The organism is Bacillus sp. MHSD_36, from assembly GCF_030757775.1.
Lineage (GTDB): Bacteria > Bacillota > Bacilli > Bacillales > Bacillaceae_G > Bacillus_A.
Window position 1 is genome coordinate 12,584 of the sequence record NZ_JAVBIS010000008.1, and the last position, 21,470, is coordinate 34,053.

General features: G+C 38.5%; 19 protein-coding genes. 12 read left to right on the forward strand and 7 right to left on the reverse strand.

What is annotated here, in order from left to right; translation table 11 throughout:
* Window positions 1-16 precede the first annotated feature (16 nt).
* Both glgA and glgP read left to right on the forward strand, forming a co-directional pair.
* Window positions 17-1,447, forward strand: a complete 1,431-nt coding sequence (gene glgA, locus Q9B79_RS23150; protein WP_306188002.1) for a glycogen synthase GlgA — start codon at window positions 17-19, stop codon at window positions 1,445-1,447.
* Window positions 1,448-1,465: 18 nt separating this feature from the next.
* Window positions 1,466-3,874: a glycogen phosphorylase gene (glgP, locus tag Q9B79_RS23155; protein ID WP_306188004.1), complete on the forward strand. Its 2,409-nt coding sequence runs from the start codon at window positions 1,466-1,468 to the stop codon at window positions 3,872-3,874.
* A 134-nt stretch (window positions 3,875-4,008) separates the two neighbouring features.
* On the opposite strand, the gene Q9B79_RS23160 is transcribed toward glgP, so the two are convergent.
* From Q9B79_RS23160 to Q9B79_RS23170, 3 genes are all read right to left on the reverse strand, one after another.
* Window positions 4,009-4,143 carry a hypothetical protein gene (locus Q9B79_RS23160; RefSeq protein ID WP_306188006.1) on the reverse strand — a complete coding sequence of 45 codons (135 nt, stop codon included), beginning with the start codon at window positions 4,141-4,143 and terminating at the stop codon, window positions 4,009-4,011.
* Window positions 4,144-4,219: 76 nt separating this feature from the next.
* Window positions 4,220-4,942, reverse strand: coding sequence for a lipase family protein (locus Q9B79_RS23165; RefSeq protein WP_001260119.1), 723 nt, complete (start codon window positions 4,940-4,942; stop codon window positions 4,220-4,222).
* Between the two features lie 160 nt (window positions 4,943-5,102).
* Window positions 5,103-5,885, reverse strand: a complete 783-nt coding sequence (locus Q9B79_RS23170; RefSeq protein ID WP_001201257.1) for a TIGR00266 family protein — start codon at window positions 5,883-5,885, stop codon at window positions 5,103-5,105.
* A 391-nt stretch (window positions 5,886-6,276) separates the two neighbouring features.
* Here Q9B79_RS23170 and cspD point away from each other — a divergent pair, with 391 nt between their 5' ends.
* Entirely contained in the window at window positions 6,277-6,477 is a 201-nt protein-coding gene (gene cspD / locus Q9B79_RS23175; protein WP_001193054.1) for a cold-shock protein CspD, read from the forward strand.
* Window positions 6,478-6,521: 44 nt separating this feature from the next.
* Here the strand turns inward: cspD and Q9B79_RS23180 are convergent, their stop codons facing one another.
* Entirely contained in the window at window positions 6,522-7,253 is a 732-nt protein-coding gene (locus tag Q9B79_RS23180; protein WP_306188010.1) for a yteA family sporulation protein, read from the reverse strand.
* A gap of 109 nt (window positions 7,254-7,362) precedes the next feature.
* Window positions 7,363-8,316, reverse strand: a complete 954-nt coding sequence (locus Q9B79_RS23185) for a 1,4-dihydroxy-2-naphthoate polyprenyltransferase (protein WP_000425740.1) — start codon at window positions 8,314-8,316, stop codon at window positions 7,363-7,365.
* A gap of 194 nt (window positions 8,317-8,510) precedes the next feature.
* Between Q9B79_RS23185 and Q9B79_RS23190 the strand changes: the two genes are divergently transcribed.
* The 9 genes from Q9B79_RS23190 to Q9B79_RS23230 all read left to right on the forward strand — a co-directional run bounded on the left by Q9B79_RS23190 (window position 8,511) and on the right by Q9B79_RS23230 (window position 19,226).
* The gene (locus tag Q9B79_RS23190) at window positions 8,511-9,905 is read left to right on the forward strand and encodes an isochorismate synthase (RefSeq protein ID WP_306188012.1); all 1,395 of its coding nucleotides are present in this window, start codon (window positions 8,511-8,513) and stop codon (window positions 9,903-9,905) included.
* On the forward strand, window positions 9,902-11,656 hold the full coding sequence (gene menD, locus Q9B79_RS23195; RefSeq protein ID WP_306188014.1) for a 2-succinyl-5-enolpyruvyl-6-hydroxy-3-cyclohexene-1-carboxylic-acid synthase: 1,755 nt from the start codon (window positions 9,902-9,904) through the stop codon (window positions 11,654-11,656). The genes Q9B79_RS23190 and menD overlap by 4 nt, the downstream gene beginning before the upstream one ends.
* Window positions 11,653-12,465, forward strand: a complete 813-nt coding sequence (gene menH, locus Q9B79_RS23200; RefSeq protein WP_306188016.1) for a 2-succinyl-6-hydroxy-2,4-cyclohexadiene-1-carboxylate synthase — start codon at window positions 11,653-11,655, stop codon at window positions 12,463-12,465. The genes menD and menH overlap by 4 nt, the downstream gene beginning before the upstream one ends.
* Window positions 12,466-12,534: 69 nt before the next feature.
* Window positions 12,535-13,353, forward strand: a complete 819-nt coding sequence (gene menB, locus Q9B79_RS23205) for a 1,4-dihydroxy-2-naphthoyl-CoA synthase (protein ID WP_000963879.1) — start codon at window positions 12,535-12,537, stop codon at window positions 13,351-13,353.
* Between the two features lie 323 nt (window positions 13,354-13,676).
* A complete protein-coding gene (locus tag Q9B79_RS23210) occupies window positions 13,677-15,122 on the forward strand; it encodes an o-succinylbenzoate--CoA ligase (protein WP_306188019.1) in 1,446 nt (481 codons plus the stop codon).
* A 2-nt stretch (window positions 15,123-15,124) separates the two neighbouring features.
* On the forward strand, window positions 15,125-16,231 hold the full coding sequence (gene menC / locus Q9B79_RS23215) for an o-succinylbenzoate synthase (protein ID WP_306188021.1): 1,107 nt from the start codon (window positions 15,125-15,127) through the stop codon (window positions 16,229-16,231).
* 254 nt (window positions 16,232-16,485) lie between these two features.
* Window positions 16,486-17,184 carry a response regulator transcription factor gene (locus Q9B79_RS23220; protein WP_098340122.1) on the forward strand — a complete coding sequence of 233 codons (699 nt, stop codon included), beginning with the start codon at window positions 16,486-16,488 and terminating at the stop codon, window positions 17,182-17,184.
* A complete protein-coding gene (locus Q9B79_RS23225; protein WP_113303109.1) occupies window positions 17,177-18,283 on the forward strand; it encodes a HAMP domain-containing sensor histidine kinase in 1,107 nt (368 codons plus the stop codon). The genes Q9B79_RS23220 and Q9B79_RS23225 overlap by 8 nt, the downstream gene beginning before the upstream one ends.
* 82 nt (window positions 18,284-18,365) lie before the next feature.
* Entirely contained in the window at window positions 18,366-19,226 is an 861-nt protein-coding gene (locus Q9B79_RS23230; protein ID WP_306188027.1) for a M15 family metallopeptidase, read from the forward strand.
* Window positions 19,227-19,637: 411 nt separating this feature from the next.
* Here Q9B79_RS23230 and Q9B79_RS23235 read toward each other — a convergent pair whose 3' ends face one another.
* Together Q9B79_RS23235 and Q9B79_RS23240 are read right to left on the reverse strand one after the other, a co-directional pair.
* Window positions 19,638-20,099, reverse strand: a complete 462-nt coding sequence (locus Q9B79_RS23235) for a nucleoside deaminase (protein WP_113303107.1) — start codon at window positions 20,097-20,099, stop codon at window positions 19,638-19,640.
* 21 nt (window positions 20,100-20,120) lie between these two features.
* Window positions 20,121-21,428 (reverse strand): purine/pyrimidine permease, encoded by a 1,308-nt coding sequence (locus Q9B79_RS23240; protein ID WP_306188031.1) that lies wholly within the window; start codon window positions 21,426-21,428, stop codon window positions 20,121-20,123.
* Window positions 21,429-21,470: the final 42 nt, after the last annotated feature.

A 21,470-nucleotide genomic window follows, 5' to 3' on the forward strand; every position in this document is an offset into this window, starting at 1 on the left:
TGCAGTGGGACAACAAGTGAATATTTTATTTGCAGTATCAGAATGTGTACCATTTGTTAAATCGGGAGGATTAGCTGATGTAGCAGGTGCGCTCCCAAAAGAGCTAAAAAAATTAGGTGTCGACGTTCGCATTATACTCCCGAATTATAGTCTTATTCCGCAAAAATTAAGGGATGGATGTACGCTACATAAAGTAATTAACGTCCCGCTTGGGTGGAGAAATCAATATTGCGGAATTTTAAAAGGTGAGCAAGACGGGATTACGTATTACTTAATAGATAATGAGTATTATTTTAAGAGGGATTCTCTATATGGTCATTATGATGATGGAGAGCGTTTTTCCTATTTTTCGAAAGCAGTTTTAGAGTGTATTCCTCATCTTGATTTTGAAGTGGATGTTCTTCATAGCCACGATTGGCATACAGCTATGGTTAATTTCTTACTACGTGAAAAGTATCAAGATAACCCATTATATGAGCATATTAAAACGGTATATACAATTCATAACTTGCAGTTCCAAGGTGTATTTCCTCCTGAGGTGATGTACGACTTGTTAGAACTTGGTGATGAATATTTCCATAGTGAGCAGTTAGAATTTTATGGAAATGTGAACTTTATGAAGGGCGGTATTATCGCTTCTGATCAAATTACAGCGGTTAGCCCGACATATAAAGAAGAAATTCAATATGAATTTTTCGGTGAGAAATTAGATGGGTTGTTACGAAAATATAATGATAAGCTTAGCGGCATTGTAAATGGAATTGATACGAGCGTATATAATCCAGAAACGGATTCGTATATTACTGCTCAGTACGATGCAGATTCATTATATGAAAAGAGTGAAAATAAACGCGCCTTGCAGCGTTATTTTGGTTTGCCAGAAAAAGAAGATACGCCAATTATTTCAATGGTAACGAGATTAACGAAGCAAAAAGGTCTTGATTTAGTACGTACTGTATTCCGTGAAATAATGGAGGAAGATGTACAATGTATTATTTTAGGATCAGGTGATTCGGAATATGAGCAATTCTTTGAGTGGATGGCATACGAGTATCCTGAGAAGGTAAAAGTGTACATCGGATTTAATGAAGAATTAGCTCACCAAGTATATGCGGGAAGTGATTTATTCTTAATGCCATCACTGTTTGAACCGTGTGGACTTGGACAACTTATCGCATTAGCGTACGGTACGATTCCAATTGTAAGAGAGACAGGCGGATTGAATGATACGGTACAATCTTATGATGAAGAAACTGGAGAAGGAAATGGTTTCAGTTTCACGAACTTTAATGCACATGACATGTTGCACACGGTTCTTCGTGCAATTGAATTTTATCATGATAAACCGGTATGGGAGCAGCTTGTAAAACAAGCGATGACTGAAGATTATAGCTGGGAGAAGTCAGCTCTTGCTTATAAGAAATTGTATAAAAGTCTCATGGAATAACATGTAGGTGGTGAAGAAATGTTTACTCATGTTGAAAGTTTCAAATCAGCTTTTCTAGAAAAGTTAGAGACGATGTATGGTAAAAGTTTCAAAGACTCTACAACTCGTGATCAATACAATACGCTTGGGTACATGGTGCGTGAGTATATGAATAGTCAATGGATTGCAACGAATGAAAGCTATCGGTCTGGAGAGCGAAAGCAAATGTATTACTTATCCATTGAGTTTTTACTTGGGCGTTTGCTTGGAAGTAATATATTAAATTTAGGCATCAGGGATGTATGTGAGCAAGGACTTTCTGAACTTGGGATTTCGTTGCAAGAATTAGAAGAGGTGGAAGCAGATGCAGGTCTTGGAAATGGTGGACTTGGACGATTAGCAGCCTGTTTCCTTGACTCACTTGCATCGTTAAACTTACCAGGTCATGGTTGTGGCATTCGTTACAAACACGGCTTATTTGATCAAAAGATTGTTGATGGTTACCAAGTTGAATTTCCAGAACAATGGCTTCTTCATGAAAACGTATGGGAAGTAAGAAGGCATGATCAAGCTGTAGAAGTAAGTTATTTCGGCAATGTTGAACCGTTATACATTGATGGACGTTTAGAGTTTAGGCATACGAATGCAGAAGTGATTATGGCAGTACCATATGACGTTCCAGTAGTAGGTTATGAGACGAGTACTGTAAATACACTTAGACTTTGGAATGCTGAACCAGTTCCTTTCCCGCAAAATTGCAAAGATATTTTGAAATATAAGCGTGAAACAGAGGCGGTATCGGAGTTTTTATATCCAGATGATACGCATGATGAGGGGAAAATACTTCGTTTAAAACAACAGTATTTCCTTGTATCAGCAAGTTTGCAAAATATCGTTCGTATGCATAGAGAAAGATATGGTGATCTTCGTCAATTACATGAGAAAATTGCGATTCATATTAATGATACACATCCAGTTTTGGCGATTCCAGAATTGATGCGTATTTTATTAGATGAAGAAAAACTAGCATGGGAAGAAGCTTGGTACATAACGACACAAACGATTTCTTATACAAATCATACGACGTTATCAGAAGCGCTTGAGAAGTGGCCAATTCACATTTTCAAACCATTATTACCGAGAATTTATATGATTATTGAAGAAATTAATGAACGTTTCTGTCATGAGCTTTGGGAACGTTATCCGTATGAATGGCATCGTATTGAAGAGATGGCGATTATTGCGCATGATCTTGTGAAAATGGCTCATTTAGCAATTGTCGGTAGCCATAGCGTAAACGGTGTAGCAAAAATTCATACGGAAATTTTAAAGCAACGTGAAATGCGATTGTTTTATGAGTTTTATCCAGATAAGTTTAATAATAAAACGAATGGGATCGCTCATAGACGCTGGTTAATGAAGGCGAATCCACAGCTGACAAACCTTATTTCAGAGGCGATTGGAACAGGGTGGAAGAAAGAACCAATTAAGCTTCAAGAGCTACAATTAGTTCAATACGATGCGAGTTTCCAAGAGAAATTTGCAGAGGTAAAACAAGAGCGTAAAGAAATTTTAGCGGCGCGCATTCATAATAAAATGGGGATTACAATTGATCCTAATTCTATTTTTGATGTGCAAGTAAAAAGACTGCATGCTTACAAGCGACAATTATTAAATGTTCTTCATATTTTATATTTGTATAACCGTTTGAAAGAGGATGCTAGTTTTACATTTTATCCACGTACTTTTATCTTTGGAGCGAAAGCATCGCCTGGCTATTACTATGCGAAAAAAATTATTAAATTAATTAATGAACTCGCAAGAAAAGTGAATAATGATCCGTACGTAAGCCAATATATGAAAGTTATCTTTCTAGAAAACTATCGAGTGTCTGTAGCGGAAGATATATTCCCTGCGGCGGATGTAAGTGAACAAATTTCAACTGCGAGTAAAGAAGCATCGGGAACAGGGAATATGAAATTTATGATGAATGGTGCGATTACACTCGGCACGTTAGACGGAGCTAATATTGAAATAAAAGACAGGGTCGGTGATGATAACTGTTTCATTTTCGGTTTAACGGCCGATGAGGTTCTTCATTACTATCAAAATGGTGGATATCGTGCAAGTGATTATTATCACCACAATATGCATATTAAAAAAGTAGTAGATCAGTTAACGAATGGTTTCTTTTCACATTCGGGAGCTGAATTTGAAGCGATTTACGATTCACTCGTGATTCAAAATGATGAATATTTCGTTTTGCGAGATTTTGGTCCATATGCGGAAAGGCAAGAAGCTGTTGGTAGAACTTATGAGAACCGAACGAAGTGGCTAGAAATGTCGATTTTAAATATTGCACAGTCTGGTCATTTTGCGAGCGATCGAACGATTTTACAGTATAGTAATGAGATTTGGGGTATTGGTAATACAGTTACACAAATGTAAAGAGATTGCTAAGTCGGAAAAGACTATATAAAATTTATATCGGCGATTTTTAAGATATATCGATTTACCGAAAAAAATTGACATTAATAAATAAACCGAGCTTACTCTCAGTAAGCTCGGTTTTCCTTTTTTGCTTAAGAAAGAAATGGGATAGCGGTATAGATTATACCTGTTCCATCATATTCTCCTGTCGCAAAGTATGAAAATGTAAAGAAACCTGTAACCGTAAAAATTACAATGAGAAAAAGTGCAAAGATAAATTTTAGCATGTAAGGTCCCCTCATCCAAAAATAACTTCATATATTATTATAGTATGAGGATATGAGGTTTCCAATCATTACCTGGTTAAAAATGAGAAGTCAGACATGTTTTGTATGTTGTCATAGCATGATTATTTGTAATAGATTTTGTGTTTTTTGTAAATGTCATGTTGTGATGAACGTGTGCATATTCCCAGTCTTGATCATTAAAATGGACATTGCGCGGAGGGAGAAGAGGGACGACATCAAATAAATTAACGAAGCGAAAGCTACTCGCTACTTGTAGTTTATAATAATTCCGAAAGGCGATATCTCCTACTTTTGGAGAGGCAAATGTGTAAAGACCGTATTGCGCAAATGCGGTGTTGATACGCGCATCGAGTATGTGTAGTGTAGCGAGTGCACCGCCTAAGCTATGACCGGTTGCAAGAAGTTTTTTATGGGCTGGCAATGATACGAGCATATCCATAATAGAATCTCGGCAAGATTCATAAATAGAAAGAAAACCGTTATGGACATTTCCACTGTTCAAAGCATATGGATATGGTTTTTGATTAACGAGTGAATCGATAATCCAGTCTGTATCTGTTTGTGTCCCGCGGAAAGCTACAATAATGGTATCCTCAGATTCTAGTATGAATCCGAACCATTCTGTCGTTTGAATGGTTTTTCCTTGAAATCCTTGTACATATTGAAAACCATCTGGTATTTCAAAAATCCCATTTTGTTTATATTGTTCATACGTTAACTCACAACAAGAAGCTAACAGTATGGCGGTATCTTTATCGAAGGATAAAGGAGTACGCATTAAGGAAGCCCTCCTTAAGAAAAGGTATAGTTCAATATATGCAGTGAGGGACTTGATTCATTCTTTTGGAGGGAGCAAATAGTTTGTATTGCTTGTTGAAATTATATCGGATCACTGGATAATAACCCCAAAATAAAACAGTGCCCCATAAGGGCACTGTTTACTCTTTTCCATCTAATAAACGACCAAGTCCACCTAATACACTACCTTCACCAGTGCTTTGCGCTGCTGGGCTTGTCAGGCGCGCTGCTAAGCGGCTAAGTGTTAAAGATTGAATCCAAACTGTTCCAGGTCCTTCTAACGTTGCGAAGAATAAACCTTCGCCGCCAAATAGAGCTGTTTTTACTTTTCCAACGAACTCGACATCGTAGTTAATGTCTTTTGTCATGGCAACGAGACAACCTGTATCGATGCGAAGTTTTTCGCCAGGTTTTAGTTCACGCTTATATACAGTTCCGCCTGCATGCATGAAAGCAAGTCCATCACCTTCGAGTTTCTGCATGATGAAACCTTCACCGCCGAAGAAACCAGTTCCGATTTTTTTCGTAAACTCGATTCCGATAGAAACGCCTTTTGCTGCACAAAGAAACGCGTCTTTTTGACAAACTACTTTTCCTTGATATTCTGTTAAATCTACAGGAATAATTTTACCTGGATAAGGGGCAGCAAATGATACGTGACGCTTGCCGTGACCTGTATTTGTAAATACAGTCATAAACATGCTTTCACCTGTAACGAGACGCTTACCAGCGCCCATTAATTTTCCGAATAAACCTCCAGATGGACCAGAACCATCACCGAAGATTGTTTCCATTTCTATGTAATCTTCCATCATCATCATTGCGCCAGCTTCTGCGATTACGCTTTCTTCTGGATCTAACTCAATTTCAACAAACTGCATATCATCGCCGTATAACTTATACTCAATTTCATGTGCTCTCATTTTTTCACCTCGTATGTAATAGATACTTATATTGTACAGAATTTAATAGGATTAGAATACTTTAGTTTTGTTAATTTTTAAATAAAGTGGGGCCATCCCAAACGGATTAGCAGCTCCCGCCAATCAAATTATCCGCAAATACCCGGGTTAAAATATGAATATGGAAACTCAACATTATATTAAAATTTTAAAAAAATGATGGAATGAAAGTGTTCTCATTTGACGTTTTGGATATAGCGTGATATAGTGAAATCACTATTGAGCTACATAATGTGGTACGGAAATAAAGCACGTTGAATTAAAGGCTGTAAGCTTGTTATACATTCATGTCCTTTATATCCACCTTTTCATGTGGATTCATAGTTTCATTTTTATTTAGGAGGTACATGACATGCAAACAGGTAAAGTTAAATGGTTCAACAGCGAAAAAGGTTTCGGTTTCATCGAAGTTGAAGGTGGAGACGATGTATTCGTTCACTTCTCAGCTATCCAAGGTGACGGATTCAAAACTTTAGAAGAAGGTCAAGAAGTTTCTTTCGAAATCGTTGAAGGTAACCGTGGACCACAAGCTGCTAACGTTACAAAAAACTAATTAGCTAGCGACAAAAAGCATTCCGATTTTCGGAATGCTTTTTTTTATTCTTTGGAACTCGACTCATTTGAAGACAATTCGCCCTTAAACGTACGCTCTTCAAAGTCATCAAGCATTTGTTCATATTCTTCATGTTCTTCCGTAGCGAAAACTTGCGGATTTTTTCCATACATATCCGTACCGATAAAATTTTCAAAATCCTCTACGTATCCTACATTTTCCTCACTATTTACGTACATGCCATTATAGTTTTTTGAATCTCGTCTTTCTAAATCAGACGGTGTTTCAGACGTTCCATAATTGGCAACATCTTGCCACGCATCTTCTGCATCGTACTCAACAGAGCGATCTTCATCGTGTTTATGGAAAGAGGGAGACAATACTTCTTCTTCAACTGGTCGTGTATTCATATTTAACTTATTTGTCGTGTGCTGGATGCATGTTGTAGCAGTCGGCATTGCTTCTAATCTTTCAAACGGAATTTCTTCACCAGACACTTCGCAAACGCCGTAAGTACCCGCTTCTATTTTTTGCAGGGCATGTTTCGTATCCTCTAGCTGTTTATGCCAAAGTTCAATAAGTCCGAAGTCTTTTTCGCGTTCATATAGCTCTGTTGCCATATCAGCTGGATGGTTATCATAGCTAGATAATTCACCAACGGAATCGCGTTCAGATGCACGATCTTCATTTTCATGTGTTTGTATCGTTTGTTCTAGTTCTTGCTTTTGCTTTTCTAAAACGGATTTAAATTGATTTATTTGTTGTGGAGTTAACATAGTCGTCCACCTTCCTACAATTCAGTTTCTTTACATAGTATGAGCGTTGCGAGTAGGAATTATGAGCTGAAATTGGTATATAAAAAAGGAGCCGCGTTAGCAGCTCCTTTTAAAGGAAATATCCAAGTAATAACCCGATTCCCATTAAGAGACCGAAGATTGTATTTGTTTTTGCTGTTGCAATCATTGCGGGTACCATTTCCATTGGAATGCTTTTGCCGATAAAGCCTTTCGTCGCTTTAAATGCTTTCGGTGCACTTAAAAATACGATAAGCATCCATGGTGATACGATGCCCACGATAATTAAAGCAATTGTCCAAATGTAGGAAACGATGAACATAGAAGCAAGTACACCAACTGCTCGCTCACGTCCAACGAGAATTGCTAATGTTTTACGGCCATTTTCTTTATCGCCATCTAAGTCACGGATATTGTTAGCAAGTAAAATGGCACCAATTAAAATGGAGCTTGGAATAGATAGTAAAATGACTTCTGATGTTACAGTTCCAGTTTGAATAAAGAATGAAATTCCAATAATGATAACACCCATAAATAATCCGGCTGTTAACTCTCCAAATGGTGTATATGCAATAGGAAGTGGGCCGCCCGTATAAAGGTAAGCAACGGCCATACAAACAAGACCGATTGCAGCAAGCCACCAGCTAGAATTCATACAAATATAAACACCTAATAGTATTGCGATGCCGAAAAATCCAAATGCTAAGTTAAGCACTGTTTTTGGCTGAATGCCATCGCGAACGATAGCGCCGCCGATACCAACTGAACCTTCGTGATCAAGTCCTCTTTTATAATCAAAGTATTCATTAAACATGTTTGTTGCTGCCTGAATGAGAAGACAAGCAAGAAGCATTATAAGGAAAAGAGGGAGATGTATTTGATTTATACCTCCGACCTGCATTGCATAGGCTGTTCCGATGAAAACAGGAACGAAAGCTGCTGTTAATGTATGGGGACGTAGTAAACTCCACCAAATGCGCCAGCCTGTTTGCTTGCTTGGCTTTGGCGCCGTAGGAGAGGAATTCGTTTCGACGTTCATTTCCATGTTGAATCCTCCTTTGGTCACATATTGTACACAACTAAGTGTAGAAAAAGCATCATTTAGTGTCAACGTTTATTTTCTAGGAAGAGAAGGTGAATTTCTCAGAAATGCTAAACGTTGACAGGCCTTTCGTTTGAGGTGTATCTTAAAATCAAGCGTAATTATGACTATTTTTCGCCCATAGGGGGGAGACAATTGTGATTCAAACGAAACAAAAAGGCTTGCAAGAAGTTCTGAGTGCAGCCATTAAGCATGCAACTGATGAAAAAATATTGGTTAGTTTTGTAAAACAAATAGACTGGATGGATCCGCTTCTGTTTTATGCAGCAGGAAAAAGGATTGCATTCGAAAATAGATGTTATTTTGCAGACCCAGCTCAGCATGTAATATTTGCTGGAATTGGCTCTGTTTTCACTATAGCAACTGCTTCTCACAAACGCTTTCAAACTGCCCGTGACGAGTGGGATAAAGTAAAAGAGAAAGCATTTGTACAAAGAGAAAAATACGAATTTGGAACAGGTCCTCTTTTATTTGGTGGATTTTCATTTGACCAAGAAAAAGAGAAGACGGACTTATGGAAAGAGTTTGAGGATACGACATTTTCACTACCAGCATTTTTATTAACTGTAAAAAATGAAAAAGCATGGTTAACGATGAATACATTCGTTTCAGCAACAGATTGTGCAGAAACTCTTTATAACGAAATTGTTTCTTTAGAAGAGAAAATTTTGGGGGAGAGTAAATGTGCACTAGAAGGAACGAAATTAACAGTTAATTCTAAGGTAGAAGTGGATCCGAAAGGCTGGATGAAGGCTATTGAGAAAGTGCAAGATGAAATGAAGCAGGGGAACGTGCAGAAGGTTGTATTAGCGAGGGAGTTAAAAGTAGAGATGGATCATCATATTGATTCTGCTCTTGTTTTAGAAGCACTCCGCATTGGGCAACCGGATTGTTACGTATTTTCTTTTGATTATAAAGGAGCATGCTTCTTAGGAGCGACGCCAGAGAGGTTAATTCGCAAAGAAGATGAGAAGTTTACTTCGATGTGTCTTGCGGGTTCAACTGGTCATGGTCAATCTATAGAAGAAAGTAAGCGAAATAGTAATGCGCTTCTTCATGATGAAAAGAATTTAGCTGAACACGGTTATGTTGTGAACATGATTAGGTCTGTATTAAATGAGCACTGCGAATCTGTTAATATTCCGGAGAGTCCGGGCTTATTAACAACGAAAAACTTAATTCATTTATATACGCCTGTAGAGGCAAAAGGCGATGCGAGTCTTTTAACAATGGTAGAAGAATTACATCCAACACCTGCTCTTGGCGGGACACCTCGTTTAGAAGCGATGAAACTGATTCGTGATGTTGAATTGTTAGATAGAGGATTATATGGTGCACCGATTGGCTGGATAGATGATGAAGGAAATGGTGAGTTTGCGGTTGCACTTCGCTGCGGATTATTAAATGGCGAGAAAGCATCCTTATTTGCCGGTTGCGGGATTGTAATTGATTCAGTACCACAACTTGAATATGAAGAAACAAGTTTGAAGTTTAGACCGATGCTTGGTGCTTTGGAGGAATTAATGAAATGAACAATCATATAGAAGCATTATCATATTATTTAGGCGCGTTCGTGGATGAACTGACGCGTCTAAATGTATGTGATGTTGTCATTAGTCCAGGCTCACGGTCAACGCCGATTGCTCTACTAATGGAACAACATGAAGGAATGAACACATATTTACATGTAGATGAAAGATCAGCAGGATTTTTTGCGCTCGGTATCGCAAAGGCGAAAAAACGCCCGGTTGCATTATTATGTACGTCAGGAACAGCAGCAGCGAACTATTATCCAGCTGTATGTGAAGCTTTTCATTCACGAGTGCCGCTTATCGTCTTAACAGCAGATAGACCGCATGAATTAAGAGATGTCGGTGCACCACAAGCGATGAATCAAATTAATTTATACGGTACGTTTGTGAAGCAATTTACAGAGATGGCACTTCCAGAAGCGAATGAGGCGATGTATCATTACGCTCGCATGACGACGCAGCGCACGATAGCAAGCGCGCTTTTAGCACCGCAAGGACCTGTTCATCTTAATTTTCCAGTTCGCGAACCGCTTATCCCGGACTTCTCATTAGAAAGTTTATGGAATAAAGGACGCGGAGAATATACAGGAGTAGTTCAGCAAGGTAACGTGACGATGCCGAGTGAATATGTAGATTCTCTTGTAGGGCGCCTTTCACATATGGAAAAGGGGCTTATTATTTGTGGGGATGACAGTCATTCAGAGATCGCAACGTTTGCAACGCAACTAGCTGAAAAAACAGGATATCCAATATTAGCGGATCCACTTTCTAACATTCGTAGCGGACACCACGATAAAACGATGGTAATTGACTGTTATGATACATTTTTAAGAAATGAGCTGTTAAAAGAAACGTGGAAGCCAGAAGTTATGATTCGCTTTGGTGGTATGCCTGTTTCGAAAGCATTAACGCAGTTCATCAAAAAACAAACGAAAGCTGTTCATATCGTTGTTGACGAATCTGGACAATGGAGAGATCCAGCTCTTGTTGCGACAGAAGTTGTACAGGCAAGTGATATTGCATTTTGCAGTGCATTAATAGAAAAAATGCCAGTTATGAAAAAGAATGATTGGTCCCAAATGTGGCAACATATAAACGAAAAAACGAAGGAAACGCTTCGTGAAATGGAAACATATGAAACTGCATTTGAAGGAAAAGTCATTACAGATATTGTCCGCGTATTACCAGAAGGAGCAACGTTATTTGCGAGTAATAGTATGCCAATTCGTGATACAGATTCATTCTTCTTCACATCAGATAAAAATATTCAAGTGATGGCAAACCGCGGTGTGAATGGGATTGATGGCATCATTTCGACAGCTTTAGGCGCGAGTATGATTTGCGATCCGCTCGTATTAGTAATCGGTGACTTATCATTCTATCACGATTTAAATGGACTATTAGCTGCAAAATTACATGAATTAAATATAACGATTGTCGTTGTAAATAATGACGGTGGCGGTATTTTCTCATTCTTACCACAGTATGAGAAAAAGGAACACTTCGAATCATTGTTTGGTACTCCAATTGGGCTTGACTATGAGCATGTTGTTAAAATGTACGGTGGTTCATTTAGCCGTGTAAATGGTTGGGAGCAATTTCGAGAAGAGGTACAAAAAGGAACGACGACAAAAGGTTTACACGTTGTAGAAATTTGTACGAACCGTGATGAAAACTTAACCTTGCACCGTACGTTATGGGCAAAAACACAGGACGTAATTACTACATCGTTGCAAGGTGAATCAAAATGAACGTAAAACTGCAAGGTGTATCGTATGAATATGAAGTAGTCGGAAGCGGGGAACCACTTCTACTTCTTCATGGTTTTACGGGAAGCATGGAAACGTGGCGTTCCTTCGTTCCTTCTTGGAGCGAGCAATTTCAAGTCATTTTAGTAGACATTGTTGGGCACGGAAAAACGGAAAGCCCTGAAGATGTGACGCATTATGATATTCGAAATGTAGCGTTGCAAATGAAAGAACTACTAGATTATCTTCATATTGAAAAGGCGCACATACTTGGCTATTCAATGGGCGGTAGACTGGCGATTACGATGGCATGTCTATATCCAGAATATGTACATTCTCTTTTATTAGAAAATTGTACAGCTGGGCTTGAAAGTGAAGATGAGCGAAAAGAACGCTGTGAAAAAGATGAGCGACTTGCCGATAAAATCGAGCGAGAAGGCATGGAAAGCTTTGTAACAATGTGGGAAAGTATTCCGCTGTTTGAAACGCAAAAACGTTTAGCACAAAACGTACAAGAAGCAGTGCGAAAAGAGCGACTTGCTAACAATCCAAAAGGGCTCGCAAATAGCTTGCGCGGTATGGGAACAGGGGCTCAGCCTTCATGGTGGAATGAGCTGAAAAACTTAAAAATGCCTGTTCTTTTAATAAACGGTGAGCATGATGAAAAGTTCTTTCGCATATTAAAAAATATCGAAAAATGCGTCTCTGACGCGAAATTTGTCAAAATTGATGGTGCTGGCCATGCAATTCATGTGGAACAACCGGAAAAGTTTGATACAATAGTAAAGGGATTTCTAAAAACTATGCAGTGATGCTTTTTTCAGTTAAGAATGAAGTTACACTTATAGAGGAGATCAGAAATATACAAGGAGGTAGTTGTAATGGCTATTGAATGGGTAAAAGAAGGCAATTACGAAGATATTATTTATTCAACATACAATGGTATCGCAAAGATTTCGATTAACCGCCCTGAAGTACATAACGCATTCCGTCCTAAAACGGTAATGGAGTTAATCGACGCTTTTGCACATGCTCGTGATGATGCAAATGTTGGCGTTATCATTTTAACAGGTGAAGGTGGACGTGCATTCTGTTCTGGCGGCGACCAAAAAGTTCGTGGTCATGGTGGATATGTAGGTGACGACCAAATCCCACGTCTAAACGTATTAGACTTACAACGTCTAATTCGCGCAATTCCTAAACCAGTTATCGCAATGGTAGCAGGTTATGCAATCGGCGGAGGACACGTACTTCATATCGTATGTGACTTAACAATCGCTGCAGACAATGCTGTATTCGGACAAACAGGTCCTAAAGTAGGAAGCTTTGACGGTGGATACGGAGCTGGTTATTTAGCTCGTATGGTAGGCCACAAGAAAGCTCGCGAAATTTGGTACCTATGCCGTCAATATAGTGCACAAGAAGCGCTTGATATGGGCTTAGTAAACACAGTAGTACCATTAGAAGAGCTTGAAGCAGAAACAGTACAATGGGCACAAGAAATCTTAGCAAACAGCCCAATGGCACTTCGTTTCCTAAAAGCTGCATTCAACGCAGACACAGACGGTCTAGCTGGTATTCAACAACTAGCTGGAGATGCAACGTTATTGTACTACACAACTGACGAAGCAAAAGAAGGTCGCGACGCATTCAAAGAAAAACGCAGTCCGGACTTCGGTCAATTCCCTCGTTTCCCGTGATCAAACCAAAAGCGGAGCCGACTGCTTAGCCCCGCTGGCTAAGGTTCTTTCGCACAGAAAGTGTTTTTTACTTTCTCGTGCGGAAGGTTCTTAGACGGAAGGGGCTAGGAGGCGCAGCTGGATGAAAACAAAAGCGGAAGCGGCTCGATTAGAACAAGAGGGCGTTGGAACTCCTGACGTAGAGGCGCTTTTTGCCTCGTAGGAAGGCGTGAAACGACCGACTGTTCTAGCCGCTGTAGCTGGATGAGATCAACCGGAAACAAAACAACTAAGAGACTTGATGTCATATCAAGTCTCTTTCTTTCATGAAAGGAGAATGTATGATGGAGACGATGCCAAATTGGTTAAAGCAACGTGCATTTTTAACACCAGATCGCATTGCAATTGAAATAGAAGAAGAGAAAGTTACTTTTATGCAGCTGCATGAAAAAGTAGTATCTGTTTGTGAACACCTGACGCATGTAGGAGTGAAGCGTGGGCAAAAGGTGGCTGTTCTGATGAAAAATGGTATGGAGATGATTACAGTTATTCACGCCCTATCGTACGTAGGTGCAGTAGCTGTGCTTTTAAATACGCGTCTTTCAAGAGAAGAGCTACTTTGGCAAATGGATGATGCTGAAGTTGTTTGTTTAGTGACGGATCAAGATTTTGAGGCTAAAGATGTTCCTGTATATTCATTCACTGAAATAATGAATGGACCGAAGGCGGAAGCCTCTATACAAGAAGAATTTTCTTTAGAAGAAGCGATGACAATTATTTATACGTCGGGGACGACTGGAAAACCGAAAGGCGTTATTTTAACGTACGGCAATCACTGGGCAAGTGCGGTTGGATCTTCGCTTAACTTAGGGCTTCGTGATGATGATTGTTGGTTAGCTTGTATGCCGATGTTCCATGTTGGCGGGTTATCCCTTCTAATGAAAAATATTATGTACGGTATGCGCATTTTACTCGTTCCGAAATATGATGCTGATTTTATTCACCAAGCACTTCAAACGAGAGGTGTAACAATTATTTCAGTCGTATCAAAAATGTTAACTGATTTATTAGAGAGACTAGGAGAAGAAACATATCCATCTTCTTTACGATGCATGTTACTTGGCGGAGGACCAGCGCCAAAACCGTTACTCGAAACATGTGTAGAAAAAGGAATTCCTGTATATCAAACGTACGGTATGACAGAAACGTCTTCGCAAATTTGTACGTTATCCGCAGATTACATGTTAACGAAAATAGGATCAGCCGGGAAACCACTATTTCAGTGCCAACTGCGTATTGAAAAAGATGGCGTAGTAGTGCCACCGTTTGCGGAAGGCGAGATCGTAGTAAAAGGACCGAACGTAACAGGCGGTTATTTTAACCGTGAAGATGCGACGCGCGAAACAATTCAAAATGGATGGCTTCATACTGGTGACCTTGGTTATTTAGACGAAGAAGGATTTTTATACGTATTAGATCGCCGCAGTGATTTAATCATTTCTGGCGGAGAGAATATATATCCGGCTCAAATTGAAGAAGTGTTGCTTTCTCATCCGATGGTTACGGAAGCAGGTGTGGTCGGGATGACTGACGATAAATGGGGACAAGTACCCGCTGCTTTTGTTGTAAAAAGCGGAGAGGTAACAGAAGAGGAAATTCTTCATTTTTGCGAGGAGAAATTAGCGAAATATAAAGTCCCGAAAAAAGCATGTTTCTTAGAGGAATTGCCACGAAACGCTTCGAAAAAATTGTTAAGACGAGAGCTAAGACAATTAGTGGAGGAGATGTAGGTGTGGAAATAAAAAAAGCGACGCTTCATATAACGGAAATGCCACTCGTAATCCCGTTTGCTGCGAGCTACGGGACTTATGAAAAACGTGAGAGCATCGTCATTGAATTAGAAGATGAGGACGGGGACATTGGGTTTGGCGAAGTCGTTGCATTTTCTGAACCGTGGTATACGGAAGAAACAGTGAAGACAGCGCTACATGTACTGCAAGATTTTTTATTACCGGATTTATTAAAGGCGGAGATTTCTCATCCGAATGAAGTACCTGGTTTGTTCCAACATATAAAGAGAAACCGAATGGCAAAGGCCGGAATTGAAGGAGCTGTTTGGGATTTATATGCGAAGCGACAAAAGAAGTCGTTAGCGACATTGCTTGGCGGAACGAAGGCTGAAATTGAAGTCGGTGTTGTAATTGGGCTTAATACGATTCCGGTTATGTTAAAACAAATCGAGAAGTACGCAGAAGAAGGATACGAGCGTTTTAAAGTGAAAATAAAGCCAGAGCATGACTATAAGTTATTGAAAGAAATTCGTAAAGAGTTTCCGCATATCCCGTTAATGGCTGATGCAAATTCAGCGTATACATTAGCGGATACGGATAGTCTGAAACGACTAGATGAATTCCAATTGATGATGATTGAGCAGCCGTTAGCGGATTACGATTTTCTTGATCATGCACAGCTGCAGAAGAAGATTGAAACGCCAATTTGTTTAGACGAAAGTATCCATAGTTTAGAAGATGCACGCGTCGCGATTACGCTTGGTAGTTGCCGCATCGTTAACATTAAACCAGGGCGAGTGGGCGGATTAACAGAATCGGTTCAAATTCATAATTATTGCATGGAACATAACATACCCGTTTGGTGCGGCGGTATGGTGGAGATGGGGATTTCAAGAGCACAAAATGTTGCGCTTGCCTCATTGCCGAACTTTACGATCCCAGGCGATATATCTGCTTCTAGCAGACATTGGGAGAAGGATATTATTTCGCCGGCAGTGACGCTTGAGGGCGGGAAAGTGATGGTGCCGCAAAGTGTTGATGCTGAGTATGAAGTTGACTGCGGAAGGCTGGTGGAAATCACGAAGCAGCGGATTGTTTTTGAGCGGTAAGTGGGGTCTTTAGAATAGCGAGAGAATTTTGTCGTTAATTGTTGGTAAGTCGATATATTTCAATAATCGCTGATATAATGCGAGTTACGGTCTATATACTTGAGAAATCGCCGATATAATTCAAGTTATGGTCGATATATTTGGAAAATCACTGATATAATTTTATTTACAAAGGTTACTCTAACGGGTAACCTTTTTGTATTGTACAAATGGGATAGACTAGTTTACAATCGAGCGTATAAAGGGGGAGTAAAATGAAGCGCATTTCAATTTTAATAGTGGATGATGAGGCAGAAATTGCTGATTTAATTGAGATACATTTAGAAAAAGAAGGGTACCACGTCGTAAAGGCAGCGGACGGGGAAGAGGCCGTTCATATTATTGAAACGCAGCCAATCGACTTAGTGGTTTTAGATATTATGATGCCGAAAATGGATGGGTATGAAGTGACGCGTCAAATTCGCGCGAAGCACCATATGCCAATCATTTTCTTGAGTGCGAAAACGTCTGATTTTGATAAGGTGACAGGTCTTGTGCTAGGGGCAGATGATTATATGACGAAACCTTTTACACCGATTGAATTAGTTGCACGTGTAAATGCACAATTACGCCGATTTCTTACGTTAAATCAGCCGAAAGTAGCGGAGAATAAATCTGCTTTAGAGGTAGGCGGGGTCGTGATTGATCCTGAGCGAAGAACAGTAAATGTGTACGGAGAACAAGTTGAATTAACACCGAAAGAGTTTGATATTTTATATTTATTAGCGAGCCATCCGAAGAAAGTGTACAATGTAGAAAATATTTTTCAGCAAGTATGGGCAGATGATTATTATGAAGGCGGAAATACAGTTATGGTACATATTCGTACGTTGCGGAAAAAGCTTGGGGAGGATAAAAGAAAAGATAAGCTAATAAAAACAGTTTGGGGAGTAGGGTATACTTTCAATGGGTAAAAAGATGAGAAGTTTTCGCTCAAAGATGGTTATGCTATTTGCGTTAAGTATGCTATTTGCTGGTGGCGTAACGTATATCATTTATGAAGGGTTACGGATCTATTATAAATCAGTCGTTCGTTTTGAAGATCCGTTAGCTCAATTGCGTTTTATGATAAGACAAATTGGGGATGTTAATTTCTTTTTAATTATTTTCATACCTTTGTCTATTATGTTTTTCTTCTTCCTTACTAGACCGTATTTAAAATATTTTGATGAGATTTCAAACGGAATTCATCATTTGGCGAACGGAGATTTTACAAATGAAGTGCGCGTTTCATCAAATGACGAGTTTGGAAATATCGCGCGTGAAATAAATGTTGCGAGTGAAAAGTTAAAAGAAGCGGTGGAAAGAGGAGACTTTGCGGAAAGTAGTAAAGATCAGCTCGTTGTAAACTTAGCTCATGATTTAAGGACACCGTTAACATCCGTGTTAGGGTATTTAGATTTAATTCTTAAAGATGAGAATTTAACAAAAGAACAAATTAAACATTTCTCCACAATTGCATATACGAAATCGCAAAGGCTCGAAAGTTTAATTGATGAGTTATTTGAAATTACGCGTATGAATTATGGCATGCTAAAGCTGGATAAAAAGCAGATTGATATAAGTGAGCTACTTATACAGTTAGATGAGGAATTGTATCCGTTATTAGAAAAACATCATTTAGAAGCTAGATTGAATATTGATCCGCATTTGCCGATTAACGGTGATGGAAAATTGTTAGCGAGAGTATTTGAAAACTTGTTAACAAATGCCGTTCGATACGGATATGATGGGCAATTTGTTGATCTGAATGGGTATATCGATAATGAAGAAGTTGTCGTACAAGTTATAAATTATGGAGATAGCATTCCAGAAGAAGATTTACCGTATCTTTTTGATATGTTTTATACAGGTGATAAATCGAGAACTGAGAACCGTGGCGGGACAGGACTTGGGCTATTTATTGCGAAAAATATTATCGAGCAGCATAACGGTACGATTTCTGCTGAAAGTAATGTAGTTAGAACAATGTTTGAAGTGCGATTGCCAAAAGACGAGAACGTAACAATTTAATAAAAATTTAAACTTTACCCCACTTTTTATTTTAATAGTTTTTTCTATTCTATACGTAAGTTACGTTAAGGAGGAACTAGAAATGAAAAAGTGGGTATTTATTTCTCTTTTTATCGCATGCACAATCTGTGTAGGCGTTTATATATCACCGTTATTTCAAAAAGAAATTGATGTGAAAATCGGCGAGGAAAATAGTGCAATAAAGAATGAAAATATGGAAAAGGTAGAGGTTACAAAAGAAGAAATCTATAAAGGGGATCTATTATTAGTTAATAAAGATTACCCAGTAAGAAAAGATAGCATTAGGTCTGACATTATAAATGTAAATCATAATAGTGAATTAGTGAGAGGCTATGTAATATTTGATAGAAATCTTCGTTTATCAAAGGATGTTGTAAAAAAGTTTTTGAACGTTGTCGATGCGGCTGGAAAAGATGGCGTACAACATTTCTTAATGAATAGCGGATATAGAGATTTTAAAGAACAAAGTAAATTATATAAAGACATGGGATCGGATTATGCACTCCCAGCAGGATATAGTGAACATAATTTAGGGTTATCACTGGACGTTGGATCAACGCAAAAGAAAATGGAAAAAGCGCCTGAAGGAAAGTGGATTGAAGAGAACGTATGGAAGCACGGCTTTGTTTTACGTTATCCGAAAAATAAAAGTAACATTACAGGCATTCAATATGAGCCATGGCACATCCGTTATGTCGGCTTACCTCATAGCGCAATTATACAAAAAAAGAAAATTACACTAGAGGAATATTTAGATTTCTTAAAAGAGGAAAAAGAAATCACAACCGATGTGGAAGGTACGAAATATACGGTTTCTTATTATAAAGTTTCGGGGGATATGAAAGTGAATGTTCCAGCGAATAAGCAGTATGAAATTTCGGGGAATAATATGGACGGGGTTATTGTGACGGTTCAGGAATAGATGTTTCTCTGAAAATTAATATTTTATTTTTTATAATAGCATCCGTTTGTTGAAAATCAGGGTAACTTCTAATAGCTAATTCGTTTAAGGAAAAAGGTTCATACACCTTTGTTAAAGAAAAAGAAGGAAGTGGAGAAGTCTATTTCCTTCTTTTCTGTATATTAAGCACTATTTAGTGAAATTTGGCCTAAGCTTTACCTTTATGAGGATCGTAATCAATGAATATATTATCTATGCCTTAAATAGTTTTTTTCCCTTAAATATAGTATGAAGTTCGATAGGTTCAAGGAAAACATCACATTGATGATTTCAAATTGTAATATGGATTCTCACTTTACTTTTAAGCATAGCGCCGAAGTAGCTATAATCACCACGGCTATTTTTCTCATAAAGCAAGTTCCGCTACATATATCACTTATTCTTTTCTTTCCAAAGGGCAAATGGATTTTTTTCATAATGACTTTTATCAATTTTTAATAATTTTATGTCTCGTTGTTCTTTTGGAAGAGCTATTTGCTGATAGACATATTTTGTTCCTAATCCAATTTCTTCTTCCTCTTGTGAGGTATAGGAATAATAAACATGTTTAAGATTCGCCCAGTAAATAGCGCTTAAACACATTGGACAAGGTTCTCCACTTGCGTATAGTATACAATCGGAAAGGTCAGATGTACTAAGAATACGACAAGCCTCACGGATAGTTAAAAGTTCAGCATGCGCAGTAGGATCATGGGTTGTAAGAACCTCATTTACTCCCTTTGCAACAATTTCACCATCTTTAACAAGTACTGCACCAAATGGTTTCCCTTTTTCGTTTTTTGTATTATTGTAAGCTAAATCTATTGCTAATTTCATAAATTCTTTGTGACTCATTTAGAAACCCTCCCTTAAAAATTAAACATGATTTTTTTCGCTCGCTTTTTTTGTTTTCCATAGTTGTTCTAGCATAATTACGATAATCGTACCAACGATGAGCCCGTTGCTTAAAATATATTGAAGAATAGTAGGTAGACTAGAAAATATTTCTTTAGGAAGAAACATTACTCCCATACCGATTAACAATGTGATTCCTAATATATTCAGTCGACGTTGATCTAATTCGTCCTTCAAAAGGGATTGAAATGAGATTCCTATCATTTGGACAAAGGATGCTAAACTTGCAGCACAAGCAACAGGACCAGGAAGCATAGCTAAAAAGTTTACGATTGACGGAACTAAGGCTATACCTGCTAAAGCTAAACTTGCTATTAGGAAGGGCATAATTCGTTTTTGTCCAGTTAATTTGATAAGACCCGCCGATACTGGTAAGGGTACAATTCCAATTGTTGAAAAAAGTGCTGATATGACATGGGTAATACCGCCTGCCCAACTGGCGCGGTTCATAGTCTGTTTTTCGGATGCGTCTGATTCTGGAACTACCTGTTTTACAGCCGTAACAGCTGCTACCGTATTAGAGACTAAAATAAATGTAAATATAATTGAGGTTATAACCATGCCAGCATTTAATTGCGGAGTCCCCCATGCAAAAATATCTGGTAATTTAATGAAGGAAGCTGGTGTAGAAATCATAGTGGATTTTTTTCCTAATAAGAAATATAGTAACCACCCAAATAGAATTCCTAACAGTACGGAGTAACTTCTCACCCACCCTTTTCCTTTAATTGATAGCACTATCACTAGAACAAATACGCCAAATGAAATTGTTGCTACTTGATAATCTAGGCTGGATTGCCCTTGTATGCCAAACATTCCTTCTAAAAAAACACCACTAAGTTGAAGACTTAGAATCAATAGAAAAGAACCAGTAACTAAAGGAGTGAACAAGAACATTAGACGGTTAAACAAGCCAGTTATACCAAGGATAATTAGTAAAAATCCTGTAACTAGTAACCCTCCTTCTAAAAGTCGTAATGTTTCTGTTGTACTTTCCCCTTGCTGCATTGCCATACCTGCTAAAATGACAAATACGCTAACCCAGGAACCTGCAGGTCCGTCTGCAATCGGATAACGATGCCCGAAACAACCTTGTATAAAAGAGCTAATGCCCACCACAAAAAAGGTTCGTTGCATCAAATCAGATATTTCCTTAATCGATAAATGAAATACTCCACCAATTACGATTGGTAATGCAACAGAAGTGGCCAGCAGGAAAAAGAACCATTGAAATATGCTTAAAGCACCGGAAAACCTTTGTTTCTCCATATTGTTTCCCCTTCATATAAAATATTTGTTTTTTTTCAAGTA

What these genes read in the sequence shown, in the direction of transcription:
- Q9B79_RS23240 (WP_306188031.1), bottom strand. Translation starts at nt 21,428, where the DNA reads ATGGAGAAACAAAGGTTTTCCGGTGCTTTAAGCATATTTCAATGGTTC.
- Q9B79_RS23210 (WP_306188019.1), top strand. Translation starts at nt 13,677, where the DNA reads ATGGAGACGATGCCAAATTGGTTAAAGCAACGTGCATTTTTAACACCA.
- Q9B79_RS23230 (WP_306188027.1), top strand. Translation starts at nt 18,366, where the DNA reads ATGAAAAAGTGGGTATTTATTTCTCTTTTTATCGCATGCACAATCTGT.
- Q9B79_RS23165 (WP_001260119.1), bottom strand. Translation starts at nt 4,942, where the DNA reads ATGCGTACTCCTTTATCCTTCGATAAAGATACCGCCATACTGTTAGCT.
- Q9B79_RS23170 (WP_001201257.1), bottom strand. Translation starts at nt 5,885, where the DNA reads ATGAGAGCACATGAAATTGAGTATAAGTTATACGGCGATGATATGCAG.
- menD (WP_306188014.1), top strand. Translation starts at nt 9,902, where the DNA reads ATGAACAATCATATAGAAGCATTATCATATTATTTAGGCGCGTTCGTG.
- Q9B79_RS23185 (WP_000425740.1), bottom strand. Translation starts at nt 8,316, where the DNA reads ATGGAAATGAACGTCGAAACGAATTCCTCTCCTACGGCGCCAAAGCCA.
- Q9B79_RS23160 (WP_306188006.1), bottom strand. Translation starts at nt 4,143, where the DNA reads ATGCTAAAATTTATCTTTGCACTTTTTCTCATTGTAATTTTTACGGTT.
- glgP (WP_306188004.1), top strand. Translation starts at nt 1,466, where the DNA reads ATGTTTACTCATGTTGAAAGTTTCAAATCAGCTTTTCTAGAAAAGTTA.
- Q9B79_RS23180 (WP_306188010.1), bottom strand. Translation starts at nt 7,253, where the DNA reads ATGTTAACTCCACAACAAATAAATCAATTTAAATCCGTTTTAGAAAAG.
- cspD (WP_001193054.1), top strand. Translation starts at nt 6,277, where the DNA reads ATGCAAACAGGTAAAGTTAAATGGTTCAACAGCGAAAAAGGTTTCGGT.
- Q9B79_RS23235 (WP_113303107.1), bottom strand. Translation starts at nt 20,099, where the DNA reads ATGAGTCACAAAGAATTTATGAAATTAGCAATAGATTTAGCTTACAAT.
- Q9B79_RS23225 (WP_113303109.1), top strand. Translation starts at nt 17,177, where the DNA reads ATGGGTAAAAAGATGAGAAGTTTTCGCTCAAAGATGGTTATGCTATTT.
- menB (WP_000963879.1), top strand. Translation starts at nt 12,535, where the DNA reads ATGGCTATTGAATGGGTAAAAGAAGGCAATTACGAAGATATTATTTAT.
- menH (WP_306188016.1), top strand. Translation starts at nt 11,653, where the DNA reads ATGAACGTAAAACTGCAAGGTGTATCGTATGAATATGAAGTAGTCGGA.
- Q9B79_RS23220 (WP_098340122.1), top strand. Translation starts at nt 16,486, where the DNA reads ATGAAGCGCATTTCAATTTTAATAGTGGATGATGAGGCAGAAATTGCT.